Below are 16,985 nucleotides of genomic sequence, written 5' to 3'. Positions count from 1 at the left end.
CGGATCGTCACCGGCCGCCGTGGCTTTGTCGTCACTCGATGGCAGGACCGGCGGCCGTTGCATTTGCGCGTGCGGCCTCACGATAGGCAGTGCCGGCCTCCCCCGACACTGCCGACGTCTCCCCCGTCACTCGCAGCACCCGGACATATCGCAACGCAAAGCGTGCTGCGAGCGCATCGGCGACGGCCTGCGGTGCGGGCTCCATGCCGTCATCTCCTTCCACGGCCTGAGTGTCTGCGCATGCAGGTTCACGCAGACTTTCGACGATGACGTCGGCCTCCAACCCATTGTTCAGGTAGTGCAGATTGACCTCGTGCAGCGCTAGCCCATTGGCACGGCACAGCGCGTTTGCGGCGCCGACGACCGCTGCGCGCGCAGGCCACTGCTGTAGCGCAGTGCCCTTGGTGTCGCTCTCCGGATCGACGTGCACCAGTACGTCGAGAATTTGCGGCTCGCGCATAACGGCGGTGCGGGCCTGCTCGGCGATGTAGTGCCCCTCGGAGACCGATAGACGTGCGTCGACGAGGATGTGCACGTCGACGACGATCTCGTCGCCCATGCGCCGTGTGCGCAGCATGTCGATGGCGTGCACGCCGGGAGTGGCCAGCAGGTGCTCGCGAATGGTGACGGTCGTGGCGTCGTCAACGCCGCGATCGATGAGGTCCTGCAACGCATTCCAGCCGAACTTCCACCCGGTGCGGCCGATCATCAGGCCCACGAGCGCGGCGGCCAGCGGATCGAGTATGCGATACCCTGCCAGGTTACCCAGAATGCCGCACGCCACGACGAGCGACGACAGTGCGTCGGAGCGCGCATGCCAGGCGTTGGCCACGAGCATGGCGGAGCGTGCGCGTTGGGCCGCACGCAACATGTAGCGGAAGAGCCCTTCCTTGCTGACCAGAACGATCACGGCGACCACGAGCGCCACGATGTGGACTTCCGGAATCTCTTCCGGATGCAGCAGCCGCTCGATGCCGCGCCACAACATTCCCGCGCCAACCACGAGGAGAATGACGCCCAGAAACAGCGATGCCGCGTTTTCATAGCGGCTGTGACCGTAGGGGTGATCGGCATCCGGCGCGCGGGCACTGCTGCGGGCGGCAGCCAGCACGACGAAATCGGAAACGATGTCCGAGAGCGAGTGAATGCCGTCGGCAATCAATGCCTGCGAGCGGGCAAAAATGCCGATGACGATCTGCGCCGCCGTGAGCACGATGTTGACCCAGATACTGACCCAGGTCGAATGGCGTGCGACGGCATGTTTGTCCAGCGCCTCACTCGACGCCGCCAGATTGTCGTAGTTCGTGTAGGGCATGAAGTGGGGCCCGCGTGTTAGGACGGCGTCACATCAGAATGATGTCGTACTGCTCTTGATGGAACGACGATTCGACCTGAAGTGAAATCGGCTTCCCGATGAAGTCGATCAGCATCGCGAGATGTTGCGACTCTTCTTCGAGGAACAGATCGACGACTTCCAGCGAGGCGATCAGGCGGAACTCGCGCGGATTGAACTGGCGCGATTCGCGCAGAATCTCGCGCAGGATGTCGTAGCACAGCGTACGTGGCGTCTTCACCTGTCCCTTGCCCTGACAGACGGCGCACGGCTCGCACAGCACGTGGGCGAGCGATTCGCGCGTGCGTTTGCGAGTCATCTCCACCAGCCCGAGTTGCGAAAAGCCGTTCACGGTGATGCGTGTCCGGTCGCGCGCGAGCGCCTTCTTCAGTTCGGCCAGCACCGAGTCACGGTGCTCGGCGCTTTCCATGTCGATGAAGTCGATGATGATGATCCCGCCCAGATTGCGCAGCCGCAACTGGCGAGCGATCATCAGCGCCGCCTCGAGGTTCGTTTTGAAGATCGTGTCGTCGAAATTGCGCGCACCGACATAGCCGCCGGTGTTCACGTCGATGGTCGTCATTGCTTCGGTCTGATCGATCATCAGATACCCGCCGGACTTCAGATCGACGCGACGCGACAACGCTCGCTCGATTTCCGTCTCCACGTTGTACAGATCGAACAGCGGACGCTCGCCGGTGTAATGCGTGAGCTTGCCGAGCACCGCCGGCGTATACGTCGCGGCAAATTCGGCAAGCTTCTGGAACGTCTCGCGCGAATCGACGAGAATCTTGCCGGTCTCTTCGTGCACGAAGTCGCGCAGCACACGTTGCGCGAGATTCAAATCCTGATACAGCAGCGCGGGAGCGGGCAGGCGCGTGCTTTGCTCGCCGATGGTCTGCCGCGACTTTCGCAAATAGGCGATGTCGTTCGCCAACTCCGCATCGTCCGCATCCTCCGCAATAGTGCGCACGATGAAGCCGCCTTTCTCGTCGGCCGGCACGAGCGCCTGAATCCTGCTGCGCAACGCCTCGCGTTCCGCTTCGCTCTCGATACGCTGCGAGATGCCGATATGCGGCTCTTGCGGCAGATAGACGAGTGTGCGCCCGGCAATGCTGATCTGCGTCGACAGACGTGCGCCCTTGGTGCCGATCGGGTCCTTGATGACCTGGACCATGAGCGTCTGCCCCTCGAAAACGGTCTTCTCGATGGGCGGCTGCGGGTGCGGCGTGGAGGTGTCGTTGTTCGTGCGCGGATGCCAGATATCGGCCACGTGCAGGAATGCCGCGCGCTCCAGTCCGATGTCGATGAAGGCCGATTGCATGCCCGGGAGCACGCGCACGACCTTGCCCAGATAGATGTTGCCGACCAGGCCGCGCGAGAGCGTGCGCTCGATGTGCAATTCCTGCACGGCACCGAGCTGCATGAGCGCCACACGGGTTTCCTGTGGCGTGATGTTGACCAGAATGTCTTCGTTCATATAGTGTCGACCAGACTCGAAATGCTTGGGCATCGGTACGCGTCAGAAGTCGACGCCCGCCTGACGCAATAGCGCGGCAGTCTCGCATAGCGGCAGCCCCATGATGCCTGAGTAGCTGCCATCGATGCGCATGACAAATTCAGCGGCCCTGCCCTGGATGCCGTAAGCGCCCGCTTTACCCCTCGGTTCTCCCGAATCGACGTAGCGCTCGATTTCCTCCCTGCGCAGCGGCCGGAACCAGACATGCGAGATGTTGACCGCCTGATGCATCTGCCCATCCGCGCACACGGCCACGGCCGTCAGCACGCGATGGCGGGTGCCCGACAGGCGGGCGAGCACGGCGCACGCGTCGGCGTCGTCGAAGGGCTTGCCGAGGATGGTGCCGTCCAGACAGACGGTCGTGTCGGCAGCCAGAATGGGGGCGCCGGGCAGACCGGCGCGTGCCAGACGCGTGAGGGCCGCCTCGGCCTTGGCGCGGGTCACGCGCTGCACGTAATCGTCAGGCGGTTCTCCAGGCAGCACGGCTTCGAGCGCTTCGGCGTCTTCGTCGGCCCCTGGCAACAGCAGTTCGAAACGAACACCGAGCTGTTGCAGCAATTCCTGACGGCGGGGGCTTTGCGAAGCGAGATAGATGTACGGCATGGCGGCTTGGCTTGAATTCGTCCAGCCCGGCGCACGGCGTTGCAGGGATTTGCAGCGCGTGTACCGGGCCGCTGGGTGGGCTGGGCGAGGGAACGCCCTATTATGCCGCCTTGCGTCCACGCCCGCCAGCACAGGCGGGGGGCGGGGCGAATCGGGCGGGCGCCGGGTGCGAGGTGCGCCGCAGTGCCGCGCTCAAGCGTCGGCGAGGAAGTCGGCGCCGATCAGGTCGATACGGTCGGTGCAGATGGCGTCCACACCCCACGCGGCCAACTCGCGCGCACGGGCCGGCTCGTTGACCGTGTAGACGAGCATCTGCAAGCCTGCTGCCTTGATCTCGGAAACCTGCGGGCCGTCGAGATGCTTATGGCTCGCGTGCAGCGAGACGGTGCCGAGCTTGCGGGCATCGTCGCGCCAATGTGCCGGTATGGCGTCGTACAGCATCCCGCGCGGCAATTCGGGCGCGGCAGCGGCGGCCGCCTCGAGGGCTTCGTACGAGAACGACGAAAGTAGCGGGGGCTGGGGATGCCCGGCCCACAGCGTCCGGACGGCCTCGGCAACGCGCTTGCCCGTCTCGACCTCGCGGCCCGGACACGGCTTGATCTCGACGTTAGCGGCCAGCCCCAGCGCCAGACAGCGCTCGGCAACCTGAGCGAGGGTCGGCATCACCTGACCGATGAAGCGCTCGTCGAACCAACTGCCGGCGTCGAGCCTGGCGATCTCGTCGTAAGTCATCTGCGCGGCCGCACCATGACCGTTGCTCGTACGATCGACGGTGTCGTCGTGCAGCAAAAAGACGACGTTATCCGCCGAGAGCTTGGCGTCGAACTCGACCATGCGCAGGCCGAGCGAGGCACCCATCTCGAAGGCGGCCAACGTGTTCTCCGGCGCCAGCTTGCCGCCACCGCGATGCGAGACGATGCGCGGATAAGGCCAGTGGCGCCATAGATGGGCAGATGTGGAGGTATCGCTCATGCTTCGACTCGCTTGCCGGACGCCCGATCGAACAGGTGCAGCGTCTTCGCCGAGATGGCCAGCGGTACCACCGTGCCCGCTGCCGGGCGTATCTCGTGAGGCAGACGCACCGTGACGGGCTGATCGCCCCAACGGCCATGCGCCAGATTGTCGGCACCCAGCAGCTCGAGCTGATCGACGAGGAGGCTGGTCTGTGCCGCGAAGGCGCCCAGGCCGTTATGTTGTTCGGCGGGCACCAGATGCTCGGGGCGCACGCCAAGCACCAGTTCGCGGTTGGCATACGCCATGCTGGTGGGCGGCAGACGCAGCGACGGGCCACCGCCGTCCACCTGGAACGTGCGGCCTTCCGAGTCGACACGTCCCTTGAGCAGGTTCATCGCGGGCGAGCCCATGAAGCTCGCGACGAACAGCGACGCGGGGCGCTCGTACACATCGGTCGGCGTGCCGATCTGTTCGGCGTAGCCCTTGTTCATGACGACCACGCGATCGGCCAGGGTCATGGCTTCGACCTGATCGTGCGTGACGTACAGGCTCGTCGTCTTCAGGCGTGCGTGCAGGCGCTGAATTTCCAGGCGCATCTGTACGCGCAGCTTGGCGTCGAGGTTGGAGAGCGGTTCGTCGAACAGGAATACCGCCGGCTCGCGCACGATGGCACGGCCCATGGCCACGCGCTGACGCTGGCCGCCGGAGAGTTCGCGGGGCTTGCGTGCGAGCAGGGGTTCGAGTTCCAGAATGCGCGCGGCGGTGAGCACGCGCTCGTTGATGGTCTTCTTGTCGATACCGCGAATCTTCAGGCCATACGACATGTTCTGACGCACATCCATGTGCGGATAGAGCGCGTAGTTCTGGAAGACCATCGCAATGTTGCGATCCTTGGGTTCCAGTTGATTGACGACCTGCGAGCCGATCAGGATGCTGCCTTCGCTCACCGACTCAAGGCCGGCCACCATGCGAAGCAGCGTCGACTTGCCGCAGCCCGACGGGCCGACGATGACCACGAATTCGCCATCCTGGATGTCGATGTCGACACCATGCAGGATGTAGTTGGTCTGGTCGTAGGTTTTCTTGACGCTATGGAGTTTGAGATTTGCCATGATTACTTTTCCGAATCAACCAGACCGCGCACGAACCAGCGCTGCATGAGCAGGACCACCGCGAGCGGCGGCAGCATGGCGAGCAGCGTGGCACTCATGACGAGTTGCCACTGGGTGGCGGTGTCACCACTGCCGATCATGCTCTTGATGCCCACCACGGCCGTCGTCATCGACGGGGCGTTGGTCACCAGAATCGGCCAAAGGTACTGATTCCAGCCATAGATGAAGGTGATGACGAACAGCGCGGCGATGTTCGTCTTCGACAGCGGCAGCACCACGTCGAAGAAGAATCGCATCGGACCGGCGCCGTCGATGCGCGCGGCTTCGACGAGTTCGTCGGGCAGCGTCATGAAGAACTGCCGGAACAGGAACGTGGCCGTGGCCGAGGCGATGAGCGGCACGGTCAGACCCATATAGCTGTTGATGAGCCCGAGGTTCGAGATCACCTGCACCGTCGGGAAAATCCGCACTTCGACCGGCAGCATCAGCGTGACGAAGATTAGCCAGAAGAACAGATTACGCAACGGGAACCGGAAATACACGATGGCGAAGGCCGACAGAATCGACACCGAGATCTTGCCGATCGTGATGACCAGCGCCATGAACAGGCTGTTGCCGAGCATCAGCCCGAATGGCATGGCCGTATCGCCCGTGCCCTGACCCCACACCGTGGAGAGGTTCTGGAGCAGGTGCGTGCTCGGGACGAGCGACAGAGGGACGGAGAAGATTTCCTGCTCGTTCATGGTGGCGGCGACGAACGCCACGTAGAGCGGGAAAACCACCAGCAACACGCCGACGATCAGCATGACGTGGCAGAAGATATCCAGGCCGCGACGGTTCTCGATCATGCGTATTGCACCTTGCGTTCGATGAATCGGAACTGCACGACCGTGAGCACGATGACGATCGCCATCAGTACCACCGACTGGGCAGCCGAGCTGCCGAGGTCGAGCCCCTTGAAGCCTTCCGAGTAGATCTTGTAGATCAGTGTCATGGTCGACTGGCCCGGACCGCCGCCGGTCGCGGCATCGATCACCGGGAACGTGTCGAAGAACGAGTACACGAGGTTGACCACGAGCAGGAAGAACGTCGTCGGCGAAATCAGCGGCAATACCAGCCCAAAGAAGCGCCGGACCGGACCTGCGCCGTCAATGGCGGCGGCTTCCACGAGTGAGCGCGGAATCGCTTGCAACCCGGCGTAGAAGAACAGGAAGTTGTAGCTGATCTGCTTCCAGATGGAGGCGAGCACGACGAGGAACATGGCCTGACCGCCGTTGAGCGCGTGATTCCACTGGATGCCGAGCTTTGCCAGCCCGTAGGTGACGAGACCGATACTCGGGTTGAACAGGAATGCCCACAGCACGGCCGCAATGGCAGGCGCAACTGCGTAGGGCCAGATGAGTAACGTCTGATAGGCGCGCTTGCCGCGCGTGACGCGGTCGGCCATCGCGGCGAGCAGCAGCGAGATGACCAGCCCGCAGACCGTTACCAGGCCACTGAAGATCATCGTGGTGCGGAACGACGCGAGGTAAAGCGGATCGCGCCACAGCGCACTGAAATTATCGAGTCCGACGAACTCGCTGGACAGCCCGAAGGCGTCTTGTGCCGAAGTCGATTGCCACAGGGCTTCGCCTGCGGGCCATAGGAAGAACACGGCGGTGATGAGGAGCTGCGGCGCGACGAGCGCGTAGGGCAGCCAACTGGTTCCGAAGCGGGGGCGTTCTCTGGAGTTTTGCGCCATAAACGTAGTGACCAAAAAAAAACCAACCCGGCCCGCGTTGACGGCGGGCCGGGTGGTGTCATTGTAACGTCACGATTCGCACTGCGAACACAGGCGATTGGCCCGCGTTGCGCGCGTCACCGTACGTTGGGGGCCGCTTAGCTGCCCTGCTTCTGGAAGCGGCGCAGCAGATCGTCGCCACGGGATGCCGCCTTGTCCAGCGCCGCTTTAGGCGTTTGCTTGCCGCTCCACACGCCTTCGAGTTCCTCGTCGATCACCGTGCGGATCTGCGGCATGTTGCCCAGACGCAGGCCACGCGTGAACGGCAGAGGCGGCTTGTTGAGCATCTGCTTGATGGCCATGTCGGCGCCCGGATTCTTCGCGTAGAAGCCTTGCTTCTCGGTCAGTTCGTAGGCGGCCTTCGTGACCGGCAGGTAGCCGGTGTCCTGATGCCACTTGGCAGCCACGGCCGGCGAAGCGAGGTACTTCAGGAACTTGGCCACGCCCTTGTACTCGGCCGGCGACTTGCCTGCGAGCACCCACAGGCTGGCGCCACCGATGATGGCGTTCTGCGGCGCACCCTTCACGTCGGCGTCGTACGGCATCATGCCCACGCCATAGCTGAACTTGGCGTACTTGGCGATGTTGGCGAGGGCACCCGAGGTGGTCATCGCGATACCGCAGTCGCCGCTGTAGAACTTCGAGGTCACTTCATCCTTACGGCCCACGTACGTGAACGTGCCGTCCTTGGCCATGTCGGCCAGGAACTGGATGTGCTTGATCTGCTGCGGGCCGTTGAAGCTCAGCTTGGCGTCAAGACCGTCGAAGCCGTTGTTCTTCGTGGCGAACGGCAGGGCATGCCATGCGCTGTAGTTCTCGAGCTGCGTCCAGCTTTGCCAGCCCATGGTGAAGCCGCACGACAGACCGGCCGCCTTGAGCTTCTGGGCGTCCGACTTCACGTCGGCCCAGGTCTTCGGCGGGGTGTTCGGATCGAGGCCGGCCTTCTTGAAGGCATCCTTGTTGTAGTACAGCACCGGCGTCGAGCTGTTGAACGGCATCGACACGAGGTGATTGGTTTTGCTGTCGGCGTAGTAGCTCGCCACAGTCGGCACGAAGGCCGACTCCTCGAACGGCTCGCCAGCGTCCTTCATGACTTGCCACACCGGCTTCACGGCCTTCTGGGCCTGCATCATCGTGGCCGTACCGACTTCGTACACCTGAAGAATGGCCGGCGCGTTGCCCGCGCGGAAGGCGGCAATACCCGCCGCCAGACCCTGCTCGTAGTTGCCCTTGTAGATCGGGACAATCTTGTAGTCGCTCTGCGACGCGTTGAAATCGTTGGCGATCTGGTTGACGCGCTCGCCGAGGGCCGATTCCATCGAGTGCCAGAACTGAATCTCGGTAGCGGCCAGGGCCGAGGTGCTCGTGCCGAGCGCCATGACAGCGCCAACGCCGGCCAGGGCGATACTGCGCAGGGAAGGTTGCTTCATGCCAATCTCCGATGGTTCACGAGAAGTCCAGTTGTTCGCGGTGCGAACCGTGTAGCGCCGGGTAGACTATCACGCTGCCATGTTTTTTCCACTCGCGGCGCACAATGCGTGTTGCACGGGAACGTCTGGGGGGATTGACAGCCCTCGGAGATGGACTGTCCGACAAGGCGATACGGGCCATTGCCCGCCGGATACAACGCGGCATTGCACCGCACAAGATGCCTTGACTTACGGATGACTTATTTTCCCGTCACGCGCGCCCGGACGTGCTCAGACGCGGTGATAGGGATGATTGGCGTTGATACTCCACGCGCGGTAGAGCTGCTCGGCAAGCAGCACGCGCACCATGCCGTGGGGCATCGTCAGGCTCGACAAGCGAATGAGGGTATCGGCGCGCGCTTTGAGGGCAGGGTCGAGCCCGTCGGCGCCGCCGATCACGAAGGCCACATCGCGCCCGTCCTGTTGCCAGGCGGTGAGCGATTGGGCCAGGCGCATCGTGGTGAGGTCCTGCCCGCGCTCGTCGAGGCATACCAGGCGACAGCCACGCGGCAGGGCCGCATCGATACGCTGCGCCTCGGCGGCCATCACCGTCTCGGCCGTGCGGGAGTTGGAGCGTTGCTCCGGCTTGATTTCCTTGAGTTCGATGCGCAGCTCGGGCGGCATGCGCTTGGCGTACTCGGCGAAGGCGGTCTCGATCCAACCGGGCATCTTGTGCCCGACGGCAAGAATGAACAGACGCATGACGGCTGAATCGCGTGCTGGGCCTTACTTGGCCTTGCGGCGAGCGGGTGCCGGGGACTCGAGCGTGTCGTCCTCGTCCTCTTCGTCGTCTTGCGCGCTGGCTTTGGCGCCGGCCTTGGTCCCGGCGGCCTTCAGGCGTACCGGCTTCTCGCCCCAGATCTCTTCGAGGTTGTAATACTGGCGCAGGGCCGGTTGCATGATGTGCACGATGGCATCGCCCGTGTCGACGAGCACCCATTCGCCCACATCTTCGCCTTCCATGCTAACGATATCGCCGCCGGCTTCCTTGACCTTGTCGCGTACGCTCGCGGCAAGTGCCTTGGTCTGACGGTTGGAGGTGCCGCTCGCGATGACCACACGGTCGAACAGGGCGGTCAGGTGCGAGGTGTTGAACACCTTGATGTCTTGGGCCTTGACGTCTTCGAGGGCGTCGACGATCAGGCGCTGCAGTTTACGAATATCCATAGTGCGTCTTTTGGGTGAAACAGGGAGTGCGAAGTAGCGGCCCGCGAAGGGGCCGTCAAGCGCGATACAGGTGTTGCGCGCGGATGTACTGCCACACGGGTTCGGGCAGGTTCGCCGGGGGCGTGGCCGTGTCTGGCGCGTGCGCCAGTGTGGCGCGCAACTCGGTGGCGGATATATCGACAGCGAGTGAGTCGTCGATCAGGATACCGCCGCATGGCGTGGATTGTACCCCGAGCGCGGATCTTTCCCGTTCGACGAAGACTTGACGCAGTTCCGGCGAGGCCGTATCGCGGTTGAAACCGGGCCGCGCCGCTGCGCACACGTGGGCGTATTCGAACAACTCGCGCCAGGCGTGCCATGTGTCCAGACGCACCAGTTGATCGGAGCCGATGAGCAGCGACAGCGACGCCTGCGCACCGGCATCGTGGCGAATCTCGCGCAGCGTATCGACGGTGTAGCTCGGCCCCGCGCGCTCGATCTCGCGCGTGCTGACGATCAGTTGCGTGGACGGTTGCGTGCGCGCCAGTTCGGCGGCGAGCGACTCGGCGGCCAGACGCGTCATCGCCAGCCGGTGCCCGGCCGGGGTACTGCCTTGCTTTTGCGGTTGCTGGCCCGCTGGCATCAGGATCAGTTCGTCCAGGGCGAGCGTGCGGGCGAAAAGCGCGCCCAGCGCGAGATGGCCGGTGTGAATGGGATCGAATGTGCCGCCCAGCACGCCAATGCGCCGGATCGAGCCAGAGGGCGGCATATGGGGCGTTCGCGGTGCTGCCGGAGAAGAGTGAGTCATGCGTGGCTGGCCTTCACACCCACTCGCGGCGCACGAGGAAGTCGGTATAGAGCTTCGCTTCCGGCGTGTCCGGCGCGGGCTTCCAGTCGTAGTGCCATTTCACGATCGGCGGCATCGACATCAGGATGGATTCGGTGCGTCCGCCCGATTGCAGGCCGAAGTGCGTGCCGCGATCCCAGACCAGATTGAATTCGACGTAACGGCCGCGGCGGTGTGCCTGAAAATCTCGCTCGCGCTCGCCGTACGGCATGCCGCGGCGGCGCTCGATGATCGGCACATAAGCATCGAGGAAGGCGTCGCCCACGCTTTGCATGACCGCGAAGCCGGTATCGAAGCCGCCCCCGGAGAAGTCGTCGAAGAAGATGCCGCCGATGCCACGCGGCTCCTGGCGGTGCTTCAGATAGAAGTACTCGTCGCACCACGCCTTGAAGCGCGGATACCACGATGTGTCGAACGGATCCAGCGCGTCCTTGCAGGTCTGATGGAAGTGCTGGCAGTCCTCTTCGAACGGATAGTACGGCGTGAGATCCATGCCGCCGCCGAACCAGAACGCAGGCAACTCACCGGGCTTGGTGGCGATCAGGATGCGCACGTTGAAGTGAACGGTCGGGCAGTACGGGTTGCGGGGATGCAGCACCAGCGAGACGCCGAGGGCTTCGAAGCCGCGTCCGGCCAGTTCGGGGCGTGACGCGCTGGCCGAGCCCGGCAGCTTGTCGCCGACCACGTGGGAGAAGTTCACACCGCCGCGCTCGAAGAAGTTGCCGTCGTCGAGCACGCGCGTACGGCCGTTACCGCGCAGAGGGCTGTCGGCCGGGCGCTGCCAGTCGTCGGCAAGGAAACGTTTGCCGTCGAGGCGCTCAAGCGTCTCGACAATGCGGTCCTGAAGCCCGAGCAGATAAGTGCGAACCGCGCCGGTATCCGGCGCCGGTGCGGCGTCTTGCGCTGTCATTCTGTGACATCCCCATGCGTGGTAATAACCGCGATTGTACCGGCAGCCACGCGTTCGGGGGCAGGCCGGGGCGGCAAACGGTGTTGCCGGATGCCGCCCGAATGACCTGTATCAAGCCCCGGCGATCAGGGCGTCGGCGCGTTGGGCAGGGGGCTGGCCGGTGCCGCCCCGCCTGCGGCGGACGGGACAGGCATCGCTGCCTTGCCGGCGTCGCCGGGCGGCGGCATGAAGATCTGGCGCGGTGCCGGTACCGGCCAGTGGGCCGTGCCACCCACCTCGGCAATGGCCCGGTTGGTATCGAAATACACCTGCCAGTAATCGCGGTTGTGGCAATACGGACGCACCGCGAGCACCGGCCCGGCCGGTGTGAATTCCAGAATCGCGACGTCGACGGCCGGCGTGCTCATCACATTCGGAATCTGTGCGATGCGCGCCCTCAGGCGTGCAATCGCGTCCTGCACGTCCACCGTGTGGGCAAGCTGCGCGCTCAGATCGACGCGCCGGAACGCGTTGGCGTCGTACACCGTGATGTTGTCGCCGAAGACCTTCGTATTGCCGACGTATACGCGCAGATTGTCGGCCGTCGTGAGCGTGGTGACGAACAGGCCGATCTCGTCGACCACGCCGGTAACACCGCCCGCGCTGATCATGTCGCCCGTCTTGAACGGGCGCAGCACGATGAGGAAAATGCCCGAGGCGAAATTCGACAGCAGTCCGGACCATGCGGCGCCGATGGCGATGCCGGCGGCGGCGAGCAGTGCGGCGAACGATGTCGTCTCGATACCGCAGACGCTGAGGATGGAAATGATGATCGCGATGCGCAAGGCGATGCGCAGCGTCGATTCGGTGTAGCGCACGAGGGTGGGGTCGATGGCCCGGCGGGTCATGGCGCCGCGCACAAGCCGGGCAACCACATTGATGATGATGCCGCCGACAATCCATATGACGATGGCCATCGCGATTTTCAGGCCGAACGGCACCAGATAATCGTTGACCAGTTTGTCGAGATCAAACATGTAAGTCTCCGTCGAGCGAGGGTCTGTCGGGAAAACTGAATGAATTCCGCCAGGGCTGGCCGGATGCTCGTGCCGCATGTGTGGCGCGGCTACGCGGTGCCAGCGTGCCAACTTGCTTCGCGCTTGTCAATCGCGGCGGTGTAGCTCTAGGAGGTGGAGGTAAACCGCACGGCCATCGCTGCGGTGTCCAAACGACAACGGCCCGGGGAACTTGACGTCCCCCGGGCCGTGGCAGATCGGGTTGGCGCTTCAGGGCAAGCCTTCAGGCGCCGCCGGCCTTACTCCGGTTTGCGCGCCAGTGCGCGGTTGCCGATGTCGTGGCGATACTGCATGCCGTCGAAACTGATCTGATTGACGGTCTGATACGCCACGCTTTGCGCACCGCGCACGGTGTCGGACAGGCCGACCACGCACAATACGCGCCCGCCGGTGACCGTGAGCACGCCGTTCTCGAGCTGGGTGCCTGCGTGGAAAGTCACGCAATCGCCGGTCTCGGCCGGCACCTGGGAGATCCGGTCGCCCTTGCGCGGGGTGTCCGGATAACCATGGGCGGCGAGTACCACGCCCAGGGCGTAACGGCGGTCCCAGTCGAGTTCGACCTTGTCGAGCGTGCCGGCAATCGCGTGCTCGACTACCACCGAAAAGTCGCCCTTCAGACGCGCCATGATCGGCTGCGTCTCGGGGTCGCCCATGCGGCAGTTGAACTCGAGCGTCTTGACGTTGCCTTGCGCGTCGATCATCAGACCGGCGTACAGGAAGCCCGTGAAGCGAATGCCGTCGGTTTCCATGCCACGCACGGTCGGCAGAATGATCTCGCGCATCACGCGGGCGTGAATCTGCGGTGTGACGATCGGCGCGGGCGAATAGGCGCCCATGCCGCCCGTATTCGGGCCCTGATCGTTATCGAGCAGACGCTTGTGATCTTGCGACGTGGCGAGCGGCAGCACGTTCTTGCCATCGACCATCACGATGAAGCTCGCTTCCTCGCCTTGCAGGAACTCCTCGATCACGACGCGGGCACCGGCATCGCCGAGCTTGTTGTCCGCGAGCATCATGTCCACGGCCTTGTGCGCCTCTTCGAGCGACATCGCCACGACCACACCCTTGCCTGCGGCGAGACCGTCTGCCTTGATGACGATCGGTGCGCCCTTGGCGTCGATATAGGCGTGGGCGAGTGCGGTGTCGGAGAACGTTTCGTAATCGGCGGTGGGAATGCCGTGGCGCTTCATGAACGCTTTGGCGAAGTCCTTCGACGATTCGAGCTGCGCGGCTTCCTTCGTTGGGCCGAAGATCTTCAGACCACGTGCGCGGAAGATATTGACGATACCGGCGGCAAGCGGCGTTTCCGGGCCGACCACCGTGAGCGCGATGCTTTCGCGCACGGCGAACTCGGCGAGCACGTTCGGATCGCTGATCGGCACATTGCGCAGGCGCTCGTCGAGCGCCGTGCCACCGTTACCCGGTGCGACATAGACCAACTGAATGCGCGGCGATTGGGCAAGCTTCCACGCCAGCGCGTGTTCGCGGCCGCCCGATCCGACAACCAGAATTTTCATCTTATTCCTCGATGACGGCGTTGGTGAACACTTCCTGCACGTCGTCGAGGTTTTCGAGCGCGTCGAGCAGCTTTTGCATTTTCACGGCGTCTTCGCCGGTGAAGACCACTTCCGTTTGCGGCTTCATCGTGACTTCCGCGACTTCGGCCTTCAGACCTGCCGCTTCGAGCTTTTCCTTCACGGCCTGGAGGTCGTTCGGCGGGCACACGACTTCGAAGCTGCCGTCGTCATTGGTGATGACGTCGTCGGCACCGGCGTCGAGCGCCACTTCCATCAGCTTGTCTTCCGGGGTGTCCGGCGAGAACAGGAACTGGCCGCAATGCGTGAAGAGGAAGGCCACCGAACCGTCGGTGCCCATGTTGCCGCCGAACTTCGAGAAGGCGTGACGCACTTCCGCGACGGTGCGCACGCGGTTGTCCGTCATGGTGTCGACGATCACGGCTGCGCCGTTGATGCCATAGCCTTCGTAGCGGATTTCTTCGTAGTTGGCGCCGTCCAGACCGCCAACGCCGCGATCGATCGCGCGCTTGACGTTGTCTTTGGGCATGTTGGCGTCGGCCGCCTTTTCCACGGCCAGACGCAGGCGCGGGTTGCTGTCGGCGTCACCGCCGCCCAGACGTGCGGCCACCGTGATTTCCTTGATCAGGCGTGTCCAGACTTTACCGCGCTTGGCATCTGCCGCAGCTTTCTTGTGTTTGATGTTGGCCCATTTGGAATGACCCGCCATGAATTTCTCCGTCGTGCCGCGCTGTGCGGCGAAGTATGCTCTGCCGGCCCGCGCAGTGCGGCGCGGCCAACCGTTGAAACGGGAGCGCCCGCCACCACCGGGGTCGCGGGCGCCAATTGCCCAATCGCCCCGTGGGTTCCCATGGATCGTGTCGATTCCATCGGTCCCGTCAATCATTTCGGGCCGGGGCAGTCCGAGCGGCAACCTGCCGCTATAATCGGAGGCAATTTTATCATGCCGCCGCACCGTGCCACGGGTGTTTGCTGCGCCGTGTCACGAGCCCCGCCGCGTCCACCGCCGAGGTCTCTCATGCCCCAGAAGCCCGTGCTGCCGCAAGCGTCGCCATCCGCGACCCTTTCCGCCCCCTCTACCGCATCCCCCGCGGGTTCTGCTCACGAACCCGGCGAACGGCTCGTCATCGCGCGCAACGACCAGCATGTTCTCGGCCTGCTGCCGGCGATGGGTAACCGCCACGGCCTGATCACCGGTGCCACGGGCACCGGCAAGACCGTCACGCTGCAAGTCATGGCGCAAGCCTTCTCCGACATTGGCGTGCCGGTGTTTCTGGCCGACGTGAAAGGCGACCTGACCGGCATCACGCAGCCGGGTGTCGAAACGCCCAAGCTCAAGGAGCGTATCGCCAATCTCGGCTTCGATACCCCCGACTGGCACGGCAGCCCGGCCACGCTCTGGGATGTTTTCGGCGAGCAGGGTCACCCGGTGCGTGCGACCGTCTCCGATCTCGGGCCGCTTCTGCTCTCGCGCCTGCTGGGTCTGAACGAGACGCAGACCGGCGTGCTCAACCTGGTCTTCAAGATTGCCGACGACAGCGGTCTTCTCCTGCTCGACAGCAAGGACCTGCGCGCCATGCTCCAGCACGTGGGCGATAACGCATCGACCTTCACCACGCAGTACGGCAACATTTCGGCCGCCTCGGTGGGGGCCATTCAGCGCGGGTTGCTCACCCTCGAGCAACAAGGGGCGGACAAGTTCTTCGGCGAGCCGATGCTCAATATCGAAGACTTCATGCAAACGGACGCGCAAGGGCGCGGCATCGTCAACATTCTCGCCGCAGACAAGCTGCTCGCCGCACCGCGTATCTACGCCACTTTCCTGCTGTGGCTGCTTGCCGAGCTGTTCGAACGGCTGCCGGAAGTGGGCGACCCCGACAAGCCCAAACTCGTCTTCTTCTTCGATGAAGCGCATTTGCTGTTCAACGAGGCGCCCAAGCCGTTGCTTGAACGGATCGAGCAGATGGTGCGGTTGATTCGTTCGAAGGGCGTGGGTGTGTATTTCGTGACGCAGAACCCCATCGACGTGCCGGACACCGTGCTCGGCCAGTTGGGCAATCGTGTGCAGCATGCCTTGCGGGCGTATTCGCCGCGAGATCAGAAGGCGGTGAAGGTGGCGGCACAAACCATGCGCGCCAATCCGGCGCTCGACATCGAAACGGTGATCGGCGAACTGGGGGTGGGCGAAGCGCTGGTGTCGCTGCTTGACGACAAGGGACGGCCAGCGGTGACCGAACGAGCGTACATCACGCCACCGGCCTCGCGGATCGGCCCGATTACGCCGCAGGAGCGCACGGCGCTCATGGCTACGTCGCTCGTGGCGGGGGTGTACGAAAACGCCGTGGACCGCGAGTCGGCATACGAGAAACTCGTTGGGCGCACGCAGACGCGCCAGCCCGACGACCCGCCGGTCCCCGGTGGCACGCCTGCGTCCGGCGGCGGTTTGCTCGATACCGTGAAGGATTCGCTGGGCGGCCTGCTGGGCGGTTCAGGTGGCTCGCGCAGCAAGGACACGGCCGTCGAAGCCATGGTCAAGAGCACGGTGCGCACCATCGGCAGTCAGTTGGGCCGCGAGATCGTGCGCGGCGTGCTGGGCAGCATTCTTGGCGGCAACAAGCGCCGGTGAGCGCGCCCGTCTGCTCCTGCGAAAGAGAACGGGGCCGGCGATCCGCCTTTGACGGTGCGTTTTGCACCGCGCAGCAAGCTGCCGGAACCTTCGCCC

16 protein-coding genes are annotated in these 16,985 nt (G+C 64.0%); 1 reads left to right on the top strand and 15 read right to left on the bottom strand.

All coding sequences use genetic code 11. The features are described 5' to 3' along the window. Positions 1-31: 31 nt before the first annotated feature. The 15 genes from C266_RS15485 to C266_RS15415 all read right to left on the bottom strand — a co-directional run bounded on the left by C266_RS15485 (position 32) and on the right by C266_RS15415 (position 14,972). Positions 32-1,315: a cation diffusion facilitator family transporter gene (locus tag C266_RS15485; protein ID WP_010807019.1), complete on the bottom strand. Its 1,284-nt coding sequence runs from the start codon at positions 1,313-1,315 to the stop codon at positions 32-34. A gap of 28 nt (positions 1,316-1,343) precedes the next feature. Beyond that, a complete protein-coding gene (gene rng / locus C266_RS15480; protein WP_010807018.1) occupies positions 1,344-2,813 on the bottom strand; it encodes a ribonuclease G in 1,470 nt (489 codons plus the stop codon). Positions 2,814-2,855: 42 nt separating this feature from the next. Further along, positions 2,856-3,455, bottom strand: a complete 600-nt coding sequence (locus C266_RS15475; protein WP_010807017.1) for a nucleoside triphosphate pyrophosphatase — start codon at positions 3,453-3,455, stop codon at positions 2,856-2,858. A 192-nt stretch (positions 3,456-3,647) separates the two neighbouring features. Beyond that, positions 3,648-4,427 (bottom strand): glycerophosphodiester phosphodiesterase, encoded by a 780-nt coding sequence (ugpQ, locus tag C266_RS15470; RefSeq protein WP_010807016.1) that lies wholly within the window; start codon positions 4,425-4,427, stop codon positions 3,648-3,650. After that, a complete protein-coding gene (locus C266_RS15465; RefSeq protein WP_010807015.1) occupies positions 4,424-5,521 on the bottom strand; it encodes a sn-glycerol-3-phosphate import ATP-binding protein UgpC in 1,098 nt (365 codons plus the stop codon). The genes ugpQ and C266_RS15465 overlap by 4 nt, the downstream gene beginning before the upstream one ends. A gap of 2 nt (positions 5,522-5,523) precedes the next feature. Continuing rightward, positions 5,524-6,369 (bottom strand): sn-glycerol-3-phosphate ABC transporter permease UgpE, encoded by an 846-nt coding sequence (gene ugpE / locus C266_RS15460; protein ID WP_010807014.1) that lies wholly within the window; start codon positions 6,367-6,369, stop codon positions 5,524-5,526. Next, on the bottom strand, positions 6,366-7,262 hold the full coding sequence (gene ugpA / locus C266_RS15455; RefSeq protein ID WP_010807013.1) for a sn-glycerol-3-phosphate ABC transporter permease UgpA: 897 nt from the start codon (positions 7,260-7,262) through the stop codon (positions 6,366-6,368). The genes ugpE and ugpA overlap by 4 nt, the downstream gene beginning before the upstream one ends. A gap of 137 nt (positions 7,263-7,399) precedes the next feature. Then, positions 7,400-8,731 (bottom strand): sn-glycerol-3-phosphate ABC transporter substrate-binding protein UgpB, encoded by a 1,332-nt coding sequence (gene ugpB, locus C266_RS15450; protein WP_010807012.1) that lies wholly within the window; start codon positions 8,729-8,731, stop codon positions 7,400-7,402. A 270-nt stretch (positions 8,732-9,001) separates the two neighbouring features. Further along, positions 9,002-9,472, bottom strand: a complete 471-nt coding sequence (gene rlmH / locus C266_RS15445) for a 23S rRNA (pseudouridine(1915)-N(3))-methyltransferase RlmH (protein WP_010807011.1) — start codon at positions 9,470-9,472, stop codon at positions 9,002-9,004. Between the two features lie 24 nt (positions 9,473-9,496). Next, on the bottom strand, positions 9,497-9,937 hold the full coding sequence (gene rsfS, locus C266_RS15440) for a ribosome silencing factor (RefSeq protein WP_010807010.1): 441 nt from the start codon (positions 9,935-9,937) through the stop codon (positions 9,497-9,499). A 55-nt stretch (positions 9,938-9,992) separates the two neighbouring features. After that, entirely contained in the window at positions 9,993-10,724 is a 732-nt protein-coding gene (locus tag C266_RS15435; RefSeq protein WP_036663224.1) for a nicotinate-nucleotide adenylyltransferase, read from the bottom strand. 13 nt (positions 10,725-10,737) lie between these two features. Next, a complete protein-coding gene (gene hemF / locus C266_RS15430) occupies positions 10,738-11,673 on the bottom strand; it encodes an oxygen-dependent coproporphyrinogen oxidase (protein WP_010807008.1) in 936 nt (311 codons plus the stop codon). 125 nt (positions 11,674-11,798) lie between these two features. Then, positions 11,799-12,689: a mechanosensitive ion channel family protein gene (locus tag C266_RS15425; RefSeq protein ID WP_010807007.1), complete on the bottom strand. Its 891-nt coding sequence runs from the start codon at positions 12,687-12,689 to the stop codon at positions 11,799-11,801. 278 nt (positions 12,690-12,967) lie between these two features. Continuing rightward, positions 12,968-14,245, bottom strand: a complete 1,278-nt coding sequence (gene purD / locus C266_RS15420) for a phosphoribosylamine--glycine ligase (protein ID WP_010807006.1) — start codon at positions 14,243-14,245, stop codon at positions 12,968-12,970. Position 14,246: 1 nt separating this feature from the next. Continuing rightward, positions 14,247-14,972: a YebC/PmpR family DNA-binding transcriptional regulator gene (locus C266_RS15415; RefSeq protein ID WP_010807005.1), complete on the bottom strand. Its 726-nt coding sequence runs from the start codon at positions 14,970-14,972 to the stop codon at positions 14,247-14,249. 459 nt (positions 14,973-15,431) lie between these two features. On the opposite strand from C266_RS15415, the gene C266_RS15410 reads away from it, so the two are divergent. Then, on the top strand, positions 15,432-16,889 hold the full coding sequence (locus tag C266_RS15410; protein WP_051126359.1) for a helicase HerA-like domain-containing protein: 1,458 nt from the start codon (positions 15,432-15,434) through the stop codon (positions 16,887-16,889). Positions 16,890-16,985: the final 96 nt, after the last annotated feature.

Source organism: Pandoraea sp. SD6-2 (assembly GCF_000389825.1).
Classification (GTDB): domain Bacteria; phylum Pseudomonadota; class Gammaproteobacteria; order Burkholderiales; family Burkholderiaceae; genus Pandoraea; species Pandoraea communis.
This window is presented reverse-complemented; position numbering and strand designations above follow the sequence as displayed.

Bases quoted from the DNA above. Each gene is read 5' to 3' on its own strand.
- C266_RS15485 (WP_010807019.1), bottom strand. From the start codon at position 1,315: ATGCCCTACACGAACTACGACAATCTGGCGGCGTCGAGTGAGGCGCTG.
- rng (WP_010807018.1), bottom strand. From the start codon at position 2,813: ATGAACGAAGACATTCTGGTCAACATCACGCCACAGGAAACCCGTGTG.
- C266_RS15475 (WP_010807017.1), bottom strand. From the start codon at position 3,455: ATGCCGTACATCTATCTCGCTTCGCAAAGCCCCCGCCGTCAGGAATTG.
- ugpQ (WP_010807016.1), bottom strand. From the start codon at position 4,427: ATGAGCGATACCTCCACATCTGCCCATCTATGGCGCCACTGGCCTTAT.
- C266_RS15465 (WP_010807015.1), bottom strand. From the start codon at position 5,521: ATGGCAAATCTCAAACTCCATAGCGTCAAGAAAACCTACGACCAGACC.
- ugpE (WP_010807014.1), bottom strand. From the start codon at position 6,369: ATGATCGAGAACCGTCGCGGCCTGGATATCTTCTGCCACGTCATGCTG.
- ugpA (WP_010807013.1), bottom strand. From the start codon at position 7,262: ATGGCGCAAAACTCCAGAGAACGCCCCCGCTTCGGAACCAGTTGGCTG.
- ugpB (WP_010807012.1), bottom strand. From the start codon at position 8,731: ATGAAGCAACCTTCCCTGCGCAGTATCGCCCTGGCCGGCGTTGGCGCT.
- rlmH (WP_010807011.1), bottom strand. From the start codon at position 9,472: ATGCGTCTGTTCATTCTTGCCGTCGGGCACAAGATGCCCGGTTGGATC.
- rsfS (WP_010807010.1), bottom strand. From the start codon at position 9,937: ATGGATATTCGTAAACTGCAGCGCCTGATCGTCGACGCCCTCGAAGAC.
- C266_RS15435 (WP_036663224.1), bottom strand. From the start codon at position 10,724: ATGACTCACTCTTCTCCGGCAGCACCGCGAACGCCCCATATGCCGCCC.
- hemF (WP_010807008.1), bottom strand. From the start codon at position 11,673: ATGACAGCGCAAGACGCCGCACCGGCGCCGGATACCGGCGCGGTTCGC.
- C266_RS15425 (WP_010807007.1), bottom strand. From the start codon at position 12,689: ATGTTTGATCTCGACAAACTGGTCAACGATTATCTGGTGCCGTTCGGC.
- purD (WP_010807006.1), bottom strand. From the start codon at position 14,245: ATGAAAATTCTGGTTGTCGGATCGGGCGGCCGCGAACACGCGCTGGCG.
- C266_RS15415 (WP_010807005.1), bottom strand. From the start codon at position 14,972: ATGGCGGGTCATTCCAAATGGGCCAACATCAAACACAAGAAAGCTGCG.
- C266_RS15410 (WP_051126359.1), top strand. From the start codon at position 15,432: ATGGGTAACCGCCACGGCCTGATCACCGGTGCCACGGGCACCGGCAAG.